The following is a 16,298-nucleotide window of genomic DNA, read 5'->3' on the forward strand; positions in this document are numbered from 1 at the left end:
CCATGTGCATTCGGCGCGACGCAGGCGCCGACGCTGAGGGGGTGCGGGTTGGGCGCGCGCCAACCCGCGCTCCCGCAAAACGCTCAATCGTTCTTGATGACGATGCTCGGAAACTTGCTGGTCATGTCCTTGGCCTTCTCCGACACCTGCACCGCGATCTTGCGGGCGATGTCTTTATAGATGGCGGCGACCTGGCCGTCCGGCTCGGCGACCACCGTCGGCTTGCCGGAGTCGGCCTGCTCGCGGATCGCCATCGTCAGCGGCAGCGCCCCGAGGAATTCGACGCCGAAGTCCTTGCACATCCTGGCGCCGCCGCCGGCGCCGAAGATTTCCTCCGCGTGGCCGCAGTTCGAGCAGATGTGCGTGCTCATGTTCTCGACGATGCCAAGGATCGGGATGCCGACCTTCTCGAACATTTTCAAGCCCTTGCGCGCGTCCAGCAGCGCGATGTCCTGCGGCGTGGTGACGATGACGGCGCCGGTGACGGGCACCTTCTGCGACAAGGTCAGCTGGATGTCGCCGGTGCCTGGCGGCATGTCGACGATCAGGTAATCGAGGTCGCGCCAGTTGGTCTGCTCCAACAGCTGCTGCAGCGCCTGCGTGACCATCGGGCCGCGCCACACCATCGGCTCGTCCGGGTCGATCAGGAAGCCGATCGACGACACTTGCACGCCGTAATTTTCCAGCGGCTCCATCGTTTTGCCGTCCTTGGTTTCCGGACGGCCCGACACGCCCAGCATCATCGGTTGCGACGGGCCGTAGATGTCGGCGTCGAGCAGGCCGACCGAGGCGCCCTCGGCGGCCAGCGCCAGCGCCAGGTTGACGGCGGTGGTCGATTTGCCGACGCCGCCCTTGCCGGAGGCCACGGCGATGATGTTTTTCACGTTCGGCATCAGCTTCAGGCCGCGTTGCACCGTGTGCGGGATCACCTTGGTCGAGACGCCGACGCTGATGTTGCCGGCGCCCGGCACGGCCTTGAGGCCGGCGATGACGCTGGCGCGGATGGCGTCGACCTGGCTCTTGGCCGGATAGCCGAGCTCGATGTCGAGCGAGATGTCGCCGTTGTCGACCTTCAAATTCTTGACGGCCTTGCCGCTAACGTAGTCTTTCGTTGTATTTGGATCAATGATTTTGGACAGCGCGGCCTTGACGTCTTCTACTGTGATGCTCATGTGACTCTCCGTGAAATGTGCGCCCATTTTAGCGCATCGCGCCATAATTACCGGCCACGCCCCATTGCCGGAGTGACCGCTGGCCGCTTCCACTGTTAAAATGCTGCTTTTCCACCCACAAAGTGCATCAACCATGACTCGCAAGCTGTTCGTCACCACTGCCCTGCCCTACGCAAACGCCGCTTTCCATATTGGCCACATGATGGAGTACATCCAGGCCGACATCTGGGTCCGGTTCCAGCGAATGCAGCGCGACGGCGATGCTCCGCGCACGGTGCACTTTGTCGGCGCCGACGACACCCACGGCACGCCGATCATGATCGCGGCCGAAAAGGAAGGCATCACGCCGCAGGAGTTCGTCGCCAAGATCGCCGCCGGCCGCGCCCAGTACCTCGACGGCTTCCACATCGCCTTCGACAACTGGTACTCGACCGATTCGCCGGAAAACGTGGAGTTGTCGCAAGGCATCTACCGCAAGCTGCGCGACGCCGGCCTGATCCAGACCAAGATCGTGCCGCGCTTCTACGACCCGGTCAAAGGCATGTTCCTGGCCGACCGCAACATCAAGGGCGAGTGCCCGGTGTGCCACGCCAAGGACCAGTACGGCGACAACTGCGAGGTGTGCGGCGCGGCCTACCAGCCGACCGAACTGATCAACCCGTTCTCGGTGTTCACCAACGCCACGCCCATCCTCAAGGATTCGGAGCAGTACTTCTTCAAGCTGTCCGATCCGCGCTGCTACGAATTCCTCAAGGAATGGCTCAACACGCCGGGCCGTTTGCAGCCGGAGATGGTCAACAAGGTCAGCGAATGGCTGGGCGAGGCCGGCGAAAAACTGGCCGACTGGGACATCTCGCGCGACGCGCCCTACTTCGGCATCCCGATCCCGGACGCGCCGGGCAAGTTCTTCTACGTCTGGCTGGACGCGCCGGTCGGCTACCTGGCCAGCCTGAAGAACTATTGCGACAAGCAGGGCATCGACTTCAATGACCTGCTGAACGACCCGGCCACCGAACAAATCCACTTCATCGGCAAGGACATCGTCTCCTTCCACCTGCTGTTCTGGCCGGCGATGCTGAAGTTCGCCGGCCATCCGGTGATCGACAAGCTCAAGGTCAACGTGCACGGCCACCTGACCGTCAACAACGAAAAGATGTCCAAGTCGCGCGGCACCGGCATCTCGCCGCTGCGCTACCTGAACCTGGGCATGAACCCGGAATGGCTGCGCTACTACATCGCCTTCAAGCTCAACTCGAAGGTCGAGGACCTGGACTTCACCGGCGAGGACTTCGTCGCCCGCGTCAACAGCGACCTGATCGGTAAGTACGTCAACATCGCCAGCCGCTGCGCCGGCTTCATCGCCAAGAAATTCGACGGCAAGCTGGCGGCCTCGCTGTCCGAGGGCGCGCAGGGCTGGATCAAGCGCGCGCTGGTGACGGCCGACGGCGTCGAACGCCAAGCCAGCATCGCCGCCAATTTCGAGGCGCGCGAGTTCGGCAAGGCGCTGCGCGAGATCATGGAGATCGCCGACATCACCAACCAGTATGTCGACGAGAACAAGCCTTGGATTCTGGCCAAGGACGAGGCGAAAATCGCCGAGTTGCACGACGTTTGCACGGCCGCGCTGATCCTGTTCCGCCAGCTGACCATCCTGCTGTCGCCGGTGCTGCCGGGCGTGGCCGCCAACGTCGCCAAGTTCCTCAACGACGAGCAACTGGTGTGGGCCGACACCGATGTCGCCAGCGGCGCCGTGTCGCAGGCCATGCTGGGCCGCACCATCGGCGCCTACAGCCACCTGATGACGCGCGTGGACGCCAAGATGATCGAGGAACTGTTCGACGCGCCCGCGCCCGCCGCCGCACCTGCTGCAACTGCGGCTGCGGCCGCGGCCGCGCCGGCGGCAACCCTGGCGGCACCGGCCGCCGGCGACATCGAAGCGCTGGCGCCGGAGATCAAGATCGACGACTTCGCCAAGGTCGATCTGCGCATCGCCAGAATCGTCAATTGCGAACACGTCGACGGCTCGGACAAGCTGCTGCGCCTGACCCTGGACGCCGGCGAGGGCCGCCACCGCAATGTCTTCTCCGGCATCAAGTCGATGTACAAGCCGGAAGAGCTGGTCGGCAAGCTGACCGTGCTGGTCGCCAACCTGGCGCCGCGCAAGATGAAGTTCGGCGTGTCCGAAGGCATGGTGCTGGCGGCCTCGGCCGCAGACGAGAAAGCCAAGCCGGGCATCTACATCCTCCATCCGTGGCCGGGCGCCGAGCCGGGCATGCGCATCGGTTAAGGACGGCAAGGCATGAACATCGTGGTGCGTGAAGCAACGGAAGACGATGCCAAACTGATTGCCGAGCTCACGCGCGCCGCGTGGGCCGGCAAGGTCAGCGTCACCTCCAGCGGCCACCGCGAAACCGCCGTCGTCGTCGCAGACCATCTGCGCGACGGCGGCGGTTTTGTTTTATTGGTCGACGACGCGCCGGTCGGCTCGGTACGCTGGCTGCCGCTCGACGCCGACCCGGACGTCTGGGAGATCTGCCGCATGGGCGTGCTGCCGGAGTATCGGGGCAGCAACCTGTCGCAGCACCTGCTGGAGGCGGTGATCCACCACGGCCTGGCCAGCGGCCTCGAGGAAGTGCGCCTGGCCGTGCGCGCCGACCAGCCCAAGCTGATCGATTTCTACACCGCCTACGCGTTCGAGCTGGCCGAGGAACTCGAGTACTCCCACGCCAATCCGTTGGAAACGCCGCCGCTGGTCATGCGCCGCTCGCTGAAGCACTGATCGAGTCCTCCAATCCGACCCCGCCGCGGGTCGCGCTCCTACTTTGAACGATGCGGCGCTGTGAAAAAATGGCCGCTCCTGTTATCCATTCGAGGAGCGAACATGAACGCCAAATTAACAGCAATAATCACCGCCGTCCTGATGAGCGCTGCCGCGGTGGCGCAGACCGGCGGCACCAGCGGCCAGACCGGGAGCGGCGGCAGCACCAGCGGCAGCGGCTCCCAATCCGGCACCGGCACCGGTTCGGCCGGCGGACAGTCGACTGGCTCGACCGGTTCGAGCGGCACCAGCGGTTCGACCAGGGGCCAGGGCGGCAGCAGCACGGGCAGCAGCGGCATGACCGGCAGTGGCGCCACCGGCAGCAGCGGCATGACCGGCAGCCAGTCGGGTGGCAGCGGCGGACAAACGGGCTCGACCGGTAGCTCGACCGGCGGCACCGGCAGCGATCAGTCCGGTACCGGCACGGGCAGCGCCGCGAGCCCGGGCACCAGTTCCAGCGGCGGCACCGCGCAGGACGGCACTTCCACCACCAAGAAGAAGCAGCAGGCCAGGAACAAAAACAAACACAAGTCGGACAAGTCCGGCAATTCCAACGATTCCGCCTCAAGCGCTCGCTGACACCCGGCCGGCGAGGAGCGCACCGGACGCGCTCCTCCCGCTTCCCATTCCGCCCCTTGCCTCCCTCCCCCGACCGCCCAGCAGCAACAAAAAAAAATGCGCAGGCACTATATTTTTGCGGAACTTAATTTCTTTGATCCATGTCAAAGTTATTGAGAGCAGCGAGGTGTAGCGCGCGCGGCGGAGACATCGTGGCCACCGCGCGCAAGAGCGGCCAAATTCATCGAGATGCCGGTGCGCCCCCGGTTCACCATCATCCCGATAGTCACCCACTCCCGGCAAGATGCTAGCGAACGCGGCCATAAAGGCCTGCGGAGCCGGCGCGCGCCAAGCACATCTTCGCTACCTCAAATCGCTCGCAGAAGCGAATCGCGTGCACAACAGTAGAAATACTGGGGTGCTTGTAAGCATATTTTTTTGAACTACTATTTTCTTCACCCGGCATCCTAGCTGCGGGAAATATAGTTAAATAACGGAGACGATTCATCATGAGATTCAACATCAAACAGTTGGTGTCGCGCGCGCTCGCCGCCACCCTTATACTTGCGTCCGCCGTCGCACATGCCGCGACGGCCGGGCCGGGCACTTGGAGCACACAACAAAGCTGGGCGACCGACACCGTCAACGGCGGCAAGCTCACGGGATATTTCTACTGGCCCGCCTCGCAACCGACGCTGGCCGGCAAACGCGCGCTGGTGCTGGTGCTGCACGGCTGCCAGCAAACGGCTGCGGGCGACGTCATCAACAGCGGCAGCGACGGCGGCTTCAACTGGAAAGCGGTGGCCGACAAATACGGCGCCGTCGTCATCGCCCCCAACGCCACCGGCAATGTCTACGCGAACCATTGCTGGGATTATGCAAGCACCAACCACAACCGCAGCAGCGGCCACGACGCCGTGTTGCTTGACGTCGTCAACCGCTTCGTCGCCGATCCGCAATACGCGATCGACCCGAACCAGGTGTATGTGACCGGCCTGTCCTCGGGCGGCGGCGAGACGATGGCGCTGGGCTGCCTGGCGCCGGACGTGTTCGCCGGCGTCGGCATCAACGCCGGGCCAACGCCGGGCACCACGACCTTGCAGATCAGCGCGGTGCCGTCCGGCTACACCGCCTCCACCGCCGCCAACGCCTGCAAGGCGATGGCCGGCAGCAGCGCCAGCAAATTCTCGACGCAGATCTCCGGCGCCATCTGGGGCACGTTCGACTACACGGTCGGGCAGGCCTACGGACCGCTGGCCACGGCGGCGATGCGTCAGATCTACGGCGGCACCTTCAAGGCCGACCCTGCGGTGGCGGTGCCTGGCGGCGGCAGCGCCGTCAACTACCGCGACGGCAACGGCAAGGTGCGCACGCACGAAATCACCGTCAGCGGCATGGGCCACGCGTGGCCGGCCGGCCCCGGCGGCAAGAACGTGCACTTCGTCGACGGCACCAAGGTCGACTACCCGGAATTCGTGATGGACTTCTGGTTCAAGAACAACCTGCGCACCACCGCCGCCGGCGCCGGCCCCACCGTGACCGCCTGCTCGGCCAACGTGATCAGCGCCACCAGCGCGACCATCAGCGGCGCCGCCACCACCACCACCGGCAGCGTGGCGAACTACACCGTGACGCTGAACGGTCCGACCCAAGTCAACGACAACGCCGCCGGCAGCGGCCCGAGCTTCAGCAAGACGTATAACCTGGGCAACGGCTACTACAGCGGCACCGTCACCGCCACCGACAACCAGGGCCAAACCTCGGCCGCCTGCTCGGTGTCGCAGTTCCTGGTGGGTAATGCACCCAGCCTGCCCGCGCCGGACGGCCTGAGCGCCGGCACCGCGACCGCCACCTCCGTGCCGCTGAGCTGGAAAGCCGTCAACGGCGCCACCGGCTACAACGTCTACCGCGACGGCGTCAAGCTGACGTCGACGCCGGTGACCACCACCAGCTACACGGCCACCGGCCTGACCGCCGGCACCACCTACCGCTTCGCCGTGTCGGCGGTCGGCGCGGAAGGCGAGAGCGCGATCTCGGCGCCGGTGAGCGTCACCACCACGACGGGCTTCGCCTGCACCAGCACCACCGCCAGCAACGCCGCGCATGTGCAGGCGGGGCGCGCGCACGCCACCTTCGGTTGGGCGCTGGCCAACGGCTCCAACCAGATCATGGGCTTCAACAGCGCCTTCTTCCTGAGCAAGCTGTCGGAGACCAAGCCGGGCTACTTCATCGTCGGCAGCTGCCCATAAGGCGCGTCACCATCGGGCGCTGATCGGCCGCCGTCAGCGATACACACCGCAGCCGATCACCACATCCTCCACGCGCTCCACGTAGGTGCGCTTGGAGTCGATGCTTCCCGTGCCGGGGTTGGGCCACTTGTAGTCGACCCAACCCTTGCCTTCCTTGCTCATCCCCAGCGCCAGGATTTCCTTGATCAGGAATTTTCCATCGGCGTCCTTCATCTCCTTGACGTTCTTCCCGACCAGGCGGTAGTTGGCGCCGTTGGCCTGTTCGACGCCGTCGCCATTGGCGAGGAACGCGAAGATGTACAAATCCTTGTCGACGAACTGGCCCTTGGCGTTGTTAAATTCGGCGAACGCTTTTTCCTTGCCGTTTTTCTTCAGGAATTCGGCGGCCTTCCTGACCATCGCCACCGCCTCGTCGGCGCTGCCCTTCTCCGCCGCGCCGGCGCCCAACGCCACCATCATCAGCGCCGCGCACAACATCTTGACTACGTTTTTCATGGCGATTCCCCTAGAAGACGTGACGGATACCGAGATTCAGGCCGCGATTGCCGGTGCCGCCCTCGATCGCGCTGCCCACCGTGTAGCCGGCGCCGTTCTTGTTGCGGATGTGCGCGTACACGCCATACAAGTCGGTGCGCTTCGACAGGTAGTAGCGATAGCCGCCGGCGAACTGCCGCGCGTCCTGATCGAAGCCGGTCTTGTCGTTCTTGCGGATGTATGACGCCAGCCACACCCCCATCCCCTGCTGCACCGTCACCCCCAGCAGCAGCACGTCGCTGTCGGTGCTCGGCGTCGGCGCCACCGCGTAGCCGAACGGATTGGCCAGGTTGCGCGGCAGCGCGCTGTTCAAGCCCTTGTCCCTGCCATACGCCGCATGGGCCTTGAACTCGCCGGCGTCGTACAGCGCCGTCAGCACGGTGTTGTTGGCGGCGCCGGTGTTCTTCAGCGTGGCAGTGTCGTTGTCGCGGTGATGCGTGGCCAGGCGCAGCGTCAGCGGGCCGCCGTTGTAGGTCAGCGATGCGCCCAACTGGCGGCCGGCCGCGCTGTCGCCGGCGACTTCGCCGGCGCCGTACACCAACTCCGCGCTGAAACCGCTCCACACCGGCGACGCATATTTGATCGCGTTGTCCATGCGGCTGGCGCCATTGCCGGTCGACGCCATCAGGTTCTTGGTGTCGCCGGCCGTGCCGGAGCCGAACGGATCGACCGCCGCCACGGCCAGGTATTGCGGCGTGTACTGGCGCCCCAGGGTGACGGTGCCGGAGCGCGTGCGCAGGCCGACATAGGCCTGGCGCCCGAACAGCAGGCCGCCCTGCCCCAGCGCGCCGGTGTCGGACTGGAAGCCGTTCTCCAGCAGGAAGATGGCCGACATGCCGCCACCCAGGTCCTCCGCGCCCTTGAAGCCGAGCCGCGAGCCCGCCTCGACGCCGCTGGTCAATTTGGTGGTGGTGGCAAGGCCGCCGCTTTCGCGCACCAGCGCCATATCGACGATGCCGTACACCGTCACATTCGATTGGGCCGAAGCCGTCGCCGCCGACGCGCCCAGCGCGAGCGCAAACATGGTTTTTTTCATGGTGGATCCCCGTTGCTTATTGTTTGGTGATTGTTTGGTGATTGTTTGATTATGGTTTTGATCCGAACCCGCCGCCGCCCGGCGTCTCGATGGCGAAGACGTCGCCGGGCCGCATGTCGGTCGTATGCGTGGCGCCGAATTCCTCCACCGTGCCGTCGCCGCGCTCGACCCAGTTGCGCCCCAGCGCGCCGGACTGCGCCCCCGCCAGCCCGAACGGCGCGACGCGGCGGTGCCCGGCCAGGATGTTGGCCGTCATCGCCTCCAGGAAGCGGATGCGGCGCAGCGCGCCATCGCCGCCGTGGTGCGCTCCGGCGCCGCCGCTGCCGCGCCGGATCGCGTGCGTCTCGACCAGCACCGGGAAGCGCCACTCGAGCACCTCCGGATCGGTCATGCGCGAGTTGGTCATGTGCGTCTGCACCGCCGCCGTGCCGTCGAAGCCCGGACCGGCACCGGAACCGCCGGCGATGGTTTCGTAGTACTGGTGTTCCGCGTTCCCGAACGTGAAGTTGTTCATCGTCCCCTGCGAGGCCGACATCACCCCCAGCGCGCCATACAGCGCGTCGGTGACGGTCTGCGACACTTCCACGTTACCGGCCACCACGGCGGCCGGATAGCACGGGTTGAGCATCGAGCCTTCCGGGATGATCAGCGTCAGGGGTTTGAGCACGCCCTCGTTCATCGGGATGTCGCTGTCGATCAGCGTGCGGAACACGTACAGCACCGCCGCCTTGCACACCGACAGCGGCGCGTTGAAATTGGTCGACCGCTGCGCGCTGGTGCCGGTGAAGTCGACGATCGCGCCGCCGTTGGCGCGGTCGATGGTCAGCTTGACCTTGACCACGGCGCCGTCGTCCATCTCGTAGGCGAAGCTGGCGTCGCGCAGGCCGACGATGGCCTTGCGCACCGCCGCCTCGGCGTTGGCCTGCACGTGGCCCATGTAGGCCAGCACCACGTCCTCGCCGTAGGTGTCCACCGCCTTCAACAATTCGTTGGCGCCGGTTTCGCAGGCGCCCAGCTGGGCGATCAGGTCGGAGATGTTCTGGTCGATGTTGCGGCTCGGCCAGGGCCCGGCGGCGAACAGGCCGCGCACCATCGGCTCCAGGAACACGCCCTGGTCGACGATCTTGACGTTATCGAGCAGCACGCCCTCCTCCTCGATGGTGGTGCTGTTGGGCGGCATCGAGCCGGGCGTAATGCCGCCGACGTCGCCGTGGTGGCCGCGCGCGGCGACATAGAACAGCGGCGCCGCGCCGGCGCCCGCGCCGTACACCGGACAGACGACCGTGATGTCCGGCAGGTGCGTGCCGCCGTTGTAGGGCACGTTGAGCACATAGGCGTCGCCCGGCGCCATCGTGGCGGCGTGCTGGCGGATCACGCACAACACGCTGTCGCTCATCGACCCCAGATGCACGGGAATGTGCGGCGCGTTGGCGATCAGGTTGCCCTCGCGGTCGAAGATCGCGCACGAGAAGTCCAGCCGCTCCTTCATGTTGACCGAGTAGGCCGTGTTTTCCAAGGTGGTGCCCATCTGGCGCGCGATGGCCATGAACAGGTTGTTGAAGATCTCCAGGTGGATCGGGTGCGCGGCGGTGGTCATCTTGTGGGCGCTGCCGGCGGCGGCGCCGCGTTCCAGCAGCAAGGTGCGGTCCGGCAGCACGCGCGCGGTCCAGCCGGCATCGACCACCGTGGTGGCGATCTCCTCGCGGATCAGCGCCGGGCCGGCGACGCGGCTGCCCACCGGCAGCTCGGCGCGCACGTGCAGCGCGATCGGCACGGTCTGGCCGTCGACGTAGCTGTAGACGCGGCCGGAGCCGCTGTCGGTGCCTTCGGCGGCCGGCACTTCGATGACGAAGTCGGCGCCGTCGCCGGCGCCGATGGCTTCGGCCGACACCGACTCGATCACCAGCGGCTGGCCTTCCATGACGAAGCCGAAGCGGCCACGGTACAACAGCGCGAACGCTTCCGCCATCTGCTCCACCCCGGCCAGCGCGATGACGAAGGCCGAGTCGCTGTCCTGGTACTTGAGGCGCGCGCACAGTTCGACGCGGATATCGTCCGCCGCCACTTGCTGCGCCAGCAGGTCGGCGTGGGCCTGGCGCGCCAGTTCGGCCAATTGCGGCTGCAACGCCTCCAGCGTGGCCGCCGTCAGCGGCTGTTCGACCGCGCCCTCGCGCATGGCGCGGATGTCGGCCAGGCCCATGCCGAAGGCCGACAGCACGCCGGCGAACGGGTGGATGGCGATCTTGGTCATGCCCAGCACGTCGGCCACGCGGCAGGCGTGCTGCCCGCCGGCGCCGCCGAAGCAGCACATGGCGTAGCGGCTGACGTCATAGCCGCGCTCCACCGAAATCGACTTGATCGCCTGCGCCATGTTGTCGACGGCGACCGCCAGGAAGCCGTCGGCGACCGCCGACGGCGACAGGCGGGTGCCGGTTTCGCGCTCGATCCTCGCGGCCAGTTCGCCGAAGGCGCGCACCACCACGTCGCGGTCCAGCGGCAGGTCGCCGTTGGGGCCGAACACGCGCGGGAAATGCTCCGGCTGTATGCGGCCGAGCATGACGTTACAGTCGGTGACGGTCAGCGGGCCGCCCTTGCGGTAGCTGGCCGGCCCCGGATTGGCGCCGGCCGATTCCGGACCCACCTTGAAGCGGCCGTTCTCGAAACTGCAGATCGACCCGCCGCCGGCGGCCACGGTATGGATATGCATCATCGGCGCGCGCACCCGCACGCCGGCCACCACGGTTTCGAACACGCGCTCGTAGGCGCCGTCGTAGTGGGCGACGTCGGTCGAGGTGCCGCCCATGTCGAAGCCGATCACCTGTTTCAGGCCGATCGCCTCGCAGCTCTTGACGGCGCCGACGATGCCGCCGGCGGGGCCGGACAGGATCGCGTCCTTGCCCTGGAAGCGGCCGGCGTCGGTCAGCCCGCCGTTCGATTGCATGAACATGATGCGGGTGTCGCCAGTGTCGGCCGACACCCGCGACACGTAGTCGCGCAGCACCGGCGACAGGTAGGCGTCGACCACCGTGGTGTCGCCGCGGCCGACGATCTTCATCAGGGGGCTGACCTGGTGGCTGACCGAGATCTGCCTGAAGCCCGCCTCCTCGGCCAGCGCGCGCAGGCGCAGCTCGTGCCGGGGGTAGCGGTAAGCGTGCATCAGCACGATCGCGATGGCGTCGATGCCGCGCTCGCGCAGGCCGGCGAACTGCCGGCGCAGCAGCGCCTCGTCCGGGGCGCGCAGCACGTCGCCGTGCGCGCCGATGCGCTCATCGATCTCGATCACTTCCTCGTAGATCAAATCCGGCAACTTGATATGCATGGCGAAGATGTCGGGCCGGTCCTGGTAGCCGATGCGCAGCTGGTCGGCGAAGCCGCGCGTGATCGCCAGCGCGGTGCGCGCGCCTTTGCGCTCGAGCAGCGCATTGGTGGCGACGGTGGTGCCCATCTTGATCACTTCGATCTGGTCCGACGGCAGCGGGTCGCCGGTCTTCAGCCCCAGCATGTCGCGCATGCCCTGGGTGACGGCGTCGTCGTAGCGCTCCGGGTTTTCCGACAGCAGCTTGTGGGTCACCAGCTTGCCGTCCGGGCGGCGGGCGACGATGTCGGTGAAGGTGCCGCCGCGGTCGACCCAGAATTGCCACAGCATGGATTGGGTTGGAATGTCGTTTTTCATGTTGATGCCTTTGATCTTTTTTGTACTATGAAATCAGCGGTTGGTCAGGACTCGAGTTTTTTGCCGGCGGTTTCGGGCAAGGTCAGCGCCGCCAGGATCATCACGCCGTACGCGGTGCCGGCGAAGACGCCGATCGCCTCGCCCAGCGCCATCGACTGGCTGCTCAAGCCGATCATCAGCGGGAACAGCGAGCCGATGGCGCGGCCCATGTTGTAGCTGAAGCCCTGGCCGGAGCCGCGCATCGACGTCGGGAACAACTCGGTCAGGAAGGCGCCCATGCCGCTGAACACGCCCGACACGCAGAAGCCGAGCGGAAAGCCGAGGAACAGCATCACGCTGTCGTTGACCGGCAGCCGGGTGTAGGCCAGCGCGATGCACATCGAACCGGCGGCGAACAGGATGAAGTTCTTCTTGCGGCCCAGGTAGTCGGTCAGGAAGGCGCTGACGATGTAGCCGACATACGAGCCGACGATCACCATCGCGAGGTAGCCGCCGGTGCCCAGCACCGTCAGATGCCGCTCGGTCTTGAGGAAGGTCGGCAGCCAGGTGGTGATGGCGTAGTAGCCGCCCTGGGCGCCGGTGGTCAGCAGCACGGCGCGCAGCGTCACGCTGAGCATCTTCGGCGCGAAGATGGCGGTGAACTGGACCCGGTCCTCGCTGGCCTTGACCTTGTTTTGTTCGGCGATGAAGACTTCCGGTTCGTCGACGAAGCGGCGGATGAAGATCACGAACAGCGCCGGCAATATCCCCAGCAGGAACAGCGAACGCCACGCCCACTCGGCCGGCAGCAGCGTGAACATCAACGCGTACAGCAGCGCCGACACGCCCCAGCCCAGCGCCCATCCCGCCTGCACCATGCCGACCGCCTTGCCGCGGTCCTTGGCGCGTATCACCTCGCCGATCAGGATGGCGCCGGCGGTCCACTCGCCGCCCATGCCAAAGCCCATCAGGCCGCGCGCCCACAGCAGCTGCTGGAAGTTTTGCGCCAGGCCGCACAACACGGTGAAGAAGGCGAACCACAGGATGGTGATCTGCAGCGTCTTGACGCGGCCGATACGGTCGGACATGATGCCGGCGATCCAGCCGCCGAGGGCGGAGGTCAGCAAGGTGACGGTGCCGATCAAGCCGGCGTCGCCCTTGGACAGGCCCCAGCTGGCGATCAGCGTCGGAATCACGAAGCTGAGGAACTGCGTGTCCATCGCGTCGAGCGCGTAGCCGATCTTGCAGCTCCAGAAGGTGCGGCGCTCCTTGCCGGTCAATGCGTGGAACCAGGCGAAGTATCCCTCCGGCTGCGCGGCGCTTGCTACTTTTGTGTTCATCGTGCTCTCCTTTTTTTAGATGCGGCACTCCCCCGGCGGGTGCGCATGCGGACCCGCTGTGAAGGTGCTGCCATTTTGTTTAAATCAGAATGCGGCCAGCGCGGCGTTGCGGATGTCCGTCACCAGCATGTAGCCCGGCTGGTGGGTGATCACCAGCGGCAGGCGCGCGTGGCGTATGGCTTCCTGCGGCGTGACGCCGCAGGCCCAGAAGACCGGGATCTCGTCCGGCATGACCTCGACCGCGTCGCCGTAGTCGGGAAGATCGAGGTTGGCGATGCCGATCAGCGACGGGTCGCCCAGATGCACCGGGGCGCCGTGGACGGCCGGAAAACGGCTGGTGATCTGGATCGCGCGGATGGCGTCGGCCGCCTTCATCGGCCGCATCGACACCACCATCTCGCCGCCGAACGGACCGGCGCCGCGGTTGGCGATATTGGTGCGGTACATGGCGACGTTGCGGCGCTGCTCGATGTGGCGCAGCCGGATGCCGGCGTCGATCAGCATCTGCTCGAACGAGAACGAACAGCCGATCGCGAACACCACCAGGTCGTCGCGCCAGATGTCGTGCAGCGCCGCCGTTTGCGCCGCCAGCACGCCGTCGCGGTAGACGTTGTAGCCGGGCGTGTCGCTGCGCAGGTCCATGTCGGCGCCGAGGCTGGCGACGTTCCACTGTCCGGGTTCGCCGACCGCCAGCAGCGGACAGGCGCGCGGGTTGCGCTGGCAGAAAAGCAGGAAGGCGTCGGCGTGCATGTGCGGCAGGATCACCAGATTGGCCTGGGCGTACGCGCCGCAATAGCCGGCCGTCGGCAAGCGGAATTCGCCGCCGCGGACTTTGTGCCTGAGTTCAAGTGGGGTCATGGTCGTTCGCTCATAGTGATGTGAAAACTGCATGAGTTCAGAATAAACTTGAATACCCCATCATGCTATCTAGTTATTTTTGCTGTTGTTGTATAGTTTTTCTTATCTCCGTGCGCTATCCCGGTGCATGCGGTTAAGGTATTCTTGTTCCATGAACACCCGTTTCCTTGAAACCTTCGTCACCTTGGCGCAGCTGCGTAGCTTCCGCGCCACGGCGCGCGCGCTGCACGCGACGCCGGCGGCGATCTCGCTGCGCATCAAGTCGCTAGAGGAGGAATTGCAGACGGAGCTGATCGATCGCAGCTGCAAGGACTTCCGCCTGACGGCCAACGCCGAGTACCTGCTGGGCCACGCCAAGGCGGTGGTCGACGCCACCCGCAGGCTGCAGGCGGCCGCGCACAAAGATAGTGCGGTGCGCGGCCGGCTGCGCCTCGGCGTGATCGAATCGGTGGTCCACAGCTGGCTGGCGCAGTACATCCGCCAGCTCAATGTGTTGTATCCGGAGCTCGAAGTCGATCTGGCGGTCGACATCAGCAATGTGCTGGAGCGGCGCCTGCGGGCGCGCGAGCTCGATCTGGTGATCCAGGTCGAGGGCGTGGAGAGCAGCGACATCGTCTCGGAGGCGCTGGCGGTCTATCCGCTGCACTGGATCGCGCGCCGCGGCCTGCTCGACACGCGCAGGGAAGGCTTGAACCAGCGCCTGCTGCAGCTGCCGCTGCTGACGTTCGGACGCGGCACCGCGCCGCAGCGCGCGGTCGAGGAAATCGTCAGCAAGATGGCCAACCTGGCGATGGTGCCGCTGGAGCAGACCCGCATCACCTGTTCGCCGTCGGTGGCGGCCATCGTCCAGCTGATCAAGGACGGCTATGGCGTGGCGGCGATCCCCAGCCTGTTCGTGGTCGCCTCGCTCGAGAGCGGCGAATTCATCGAACTGCCGGTGCAGCCGGAGCCGCCGTCGATCATCGTCTCGCTGTGCTTCCATTCCAACGCCGAGATGCTGGTGCACGCGGCGGCCAAGGCCGCACGCCACGCCTGCGCCAGCTATTGCGCGCAAGTCGACCCGCGCTATATCAAGTCGCTGGGCTGACGGTAAGGCGCAACGCAAGCGTTCATCCGCCCAAAACCTCCGGCCAGCTGCCGGTGCGGGCGATCTGCGCCGCCGGTTGCGGCTCGCTCCAGCGGAACGGCAGCGCGCCGACGTTGCGCACCACTTCGCGGATGTGAAACCGCAGCAGCCGCTCGGCGCCGGCGAACGCCTCCACCTGCGGACCGTCCCAGATGATCTCCGCCTCCACCGCCAGATGCAGCAGGTCGCCGCGCTCGAAGTCGATGAACAGCAAGCCGGCGCGCGCCTGCCGCAGCAGATTACCCGTTGTGTTGAAGACAAAATTGCCGCGGAACTCGGGCGACGTCAGCGTGCGCTCGTCATCGACGCGCACGAAACCGGGCCGCCCGCCGCGATGCGAGACATCGACGCCACGGGCATCGCCGGCGTCGGCATCGAGGTAGGCGCTGGCGATGAAGAAGGTGTCCGAGCGCGCGATCAAGCTGCGGTCCTCGTCACCGAGCGCCGCCCCGCGCAATACCTGCGCCCCTGCGCCGGCCGCGCCCACGTTGGGCGCCGCGCTGTGCTGGCGATGCTGAATGTACTGCGGGCAGTTGCCGAAGCTCTGGGCGACCGCGATGCGCAGGCCGCCATCGTCGATGGCCGTGATCACGCCGTTGACGCGGTTGCGGCGGCGCGTGGCCGGCGCCAGCCCGAGGCCACCGACATGGTCGCCGACACGCAACCGGCCCCGCAGCGGATCGCCGGCCAGCATGCCGCCGGCGATGTCCAGGGTGCGCGCGTCGGGCGTACCGATGAAGCCGGGTTCGGCGGCCAGCATCGTCGCCCACGGCTGTCCCGCCCCGTCCACCGCACCGATGAAGAAGAACGGCAGCTCGGCGAAGAACTGGCGATGCTGGTCCGGCATGTGGTCGCGGATGGCGATTGCACTGACGCTGGCGATGCGCTCGCGCATGCCGACGCGCTGCTGGATCGCCAGTTCGCCGGCGTGGAAGGGAGAGCCCGGGACGCCCAT

The 16,298-nt window shown here is 66.3% G+C and carries 12 protein-coding genes; 5 read left to right on the forward strand and 7 right to left on the reverse strand.

Features of this window, described 5'->3' with window-relative positions; all coding sequences use genetic code 11:
- Window positions 1-83 precede the first annotated feature (83 nt).
- Window positions 84-1,172, reverse strand: coding sequence for an iron-sulfur cluster carrier protein ApbC (apbC, locus tag JOD97_RS08580; protein WP_209715256.1), 1,089 nt, complete (start codon window positions 1,170-1,172; stop codon window positions 84-86).
- A 133-nt stretch (window positions 1,173-1,305) separates the two neighbouring features.
- Between apbC and metG the strand changes: the two genes are divergently transcribed.
- The 4 genes from metG (at window position 1,306) to JOD97_RS08600 (ending at window position 6,797) form a co-directional block, all read left to right on the forward strand.
- Window positions 1,306-3,459, forward strand: a complete 2,154-nt coding sequence (metG, locus tag JOD97_RS08585) for a methionine--tRNA ligase (protein WP_229264235.1) — start codon at window positions 1,306-1,308, stop codon at window positions 3,457-3,459.
- A gap of 12 nt (window positions 3,460-3,471) precedes the next feature.
- Entirely contained in the window at window positions 3,472-3,951 is a 480-nt protein-coding gene (locus JOD97_RS08590; protein ID WP_209715263.1) for a GNAT family N-acetyltransferase, read from the forward strand.
- A 102-nt stretch (window positions 3,952-4,053) separates the two neighbouring features.
- The gene (locus tag JOD97_RS08595; protein ID WP_209715266.1) at window positions 4,054-4,569 is read left to right on the forward strand and encodes a hypothetical protein; all 516 of its coding nucleotides are present in this window, start codon (window positions 4,054-4,056) and stop codon (window positions 4,567-4,569) included.
- 488 nt (window positions 4,570-5,057) lie between these two features.
- Window positions 5,058-6,797, forward strand: coding sequence for a PHB depolymerase family esterase (locus JOD97_RS08600; RefSeq protein WP_209715269.1), 1,740 nt, complete (start codon window positions 5,058-5,060; stop codon window positions 6,795-6,797).
- 33 nt (window positions 6,798-6,830) lie between these two features.
- Here JOD97_RS08600 and JOD97_RS08605 read toward each other — a convergent pair whose 3' ends face one another.
- From JOD97_RS08605 to JOD97_RS08625, 5 genes are all read right to left on the reverse strand, one after another.
- Window positions 6,831-7,292: a cache domain-containing protein gene (locus tag JOD97_RS08605; RefSeq protein ID WP_209715272.1), complete on the reverse strand. Its 462-nt coding sequence runs from the start codon at window positions 7,290-7,292 to the stop codon at window positions 6,831-6,833.
- Window positions 7,293-7,302: 10 nt separating this feature from the next.
- Window positions 7,303-8,367: a porin gene (locus JOD97_RS08610; protein ID WP_209715275.1), complete on the reverse strand. Its 1,065-nt coding sequence runs from the start codon at window positions 8,365-8,367 to the stop codon at window positions 7,303-7,305.
- A gap of 49 nt (window positions 8,368-8,416) precedes the next feature.
- The gene (locus JOD97_RS08615) at window positions 8,417-12,040 is read right to left on the reverse strand and encodes a hydantoinase B/oxoprolinase family protein (protein ID WP_209715278.1); all 3,624 of its coding nucleotides are present in this window, start codon (window positions 12,038-12,040) and stop codon (window positions 8,417-8,419) included.
- Window positions 12,041-12,084: 44 nt separating this feature from the next.
- Complete coding sequence (locus JOD97_RS08620; protein WP_209715281.1) at window positions 12,085-13,359, reverse strand: MFS transporter; 1,275 nt, start codon at window positions 13,357-13,359, stop codon at window positions 12,085-12,087.
- 84 nt (window positions 13,360-13,443) lie between these two features.
- The gene (locus JOD97_RS08625; RefSeq protein WP_209715283.1) at window positions 13,444-14,217 is read right to left on the reverse strand and encodes a putative hydro-lyase; all 774 of its coding nucleotides are present in this window, start codon (window positions 14,215-14,217) and stop codon (window positions 13,444-13,446) included.
- A gap of 151 nt (window positions 14,218-14,368) precedes the next feature.
- On the opposite strand from JOD97_RS08625, the gene JOD97_RS08630 reads away from it, so the two are divergent.
- Window positions 14,369-15,304 (forward strand): LysR family transcriptional regulator, encoded by a 936-nt coding sequence (locus JOD97_RS08630; protein ID WP_209715285.1) that lies wholly within the window; start codon window positions 14,369-14,371, stop codon window positions 15,302-15,304.
- A 22-nt stretch (window positions 15,305-15,326) separates the two neighbouring features.
- Here the strand turns inward: JOD97_RS08630 and JOD97_RS08635 are convergent, their stop codons facing one another.
- Window positions 15,327-16,298, reverse strand: coding sequence for a pyridoxamine 5'-phosphate oxidase family protein (locus JOD97_RS08635; RefSeq protein WP_209715288.1), 972 nt, complete (start codon window positions 16,296-16,298; stop codon window positions 15,327-15,329).

Source organism: Duganella sp. 1411, from assembly GCF_017833525.1.
Taxonomy (GTDB): domain Bacteria; phylum Pseudomonadota; class Gammaproteobacteria; order Burkholderiales; family Burkholderiaceae_D; genus Rugamonas.